Below are 713 nucleotides of genomic sequence, written 5' to 3'. Positions count from 1 at the left end.
GTCGTCTCGTGATGGAAGATTTCGAGACCGAGGCCGAAAGCGATCGGCAGCACGCCGAGGATCGCCGACACCGCCGTCAGCACCACCGGGCGGGCACGTTCGCGGCAAGTCTGCAGCACGGCGTCCATCTTGTCCCAGCCCTCTTCGCGCAGCCGGTCGTAGGTGTCGATCAGCACGATGTTGTTGTTCACCACCACGCCGGCCAGCGCGATGACGCCGATGCCCGACATGACGATGCCGAACGCCTCTCCAGTCAACAGCAATCCCAGGAACACGCCGACGGTCGCCATGACCACGCAGGACAGCACCAGCCAGACGCTGGTGAACTTGTTGAACTGCATCAGAAGCACCAGGAAGATCAGGAAGATCGCCGCGCCAAAGGCCTTGCTGAGGAAAGCGCTGGCCTCGGCGCTGTCCTCGTTCGAGCCGGCAAGCTTCCAGCGTATGCCGCTGCCGAGATCCATGTCGGCGACAGCCTGGCTGACCTGCTGCTGGACAGAAGCGACCTGCTCGCCGGCGGCGACATTGGCCTGGACGACCACGGTGCGCGCGCCGTCGATGCGGTTGAGGATGCCGACGGTCGGCTCGGGCTTGCGCACGACGAAATTCGAGATCGGCACCGACCCTTGCGACGTCTGCACCCTGAGGTCGTCGAGGGTCGACAGCGTGCGCCGGTCCTCGGGCAGGCGCAGCCTGATGTCGACGGCGTCGTC

Annotated in this window: 1 protein-coding gene; it reads right to left on the bottom strand. The window is 65.4% G+C overall.

Annotation, left to right across the window (positions count from 1 at the left end):
* A partial coding sequence (locus AC0L18_RS32380) for an efflux RND transporter permease subunit (RefSeq protein ID WP_473495742.1) occupies positions 1-713 on the bottom strand: 713 nt, incomplete at both ends.

It is taken from the genome of Mesorhizobium sp. WSM4819, from assembly GCF_055811215.1.
Note: the sequence above shows the minus strand (reverse complement) of the source record. Positions and strands in the feature narration are given on the sequence as shown.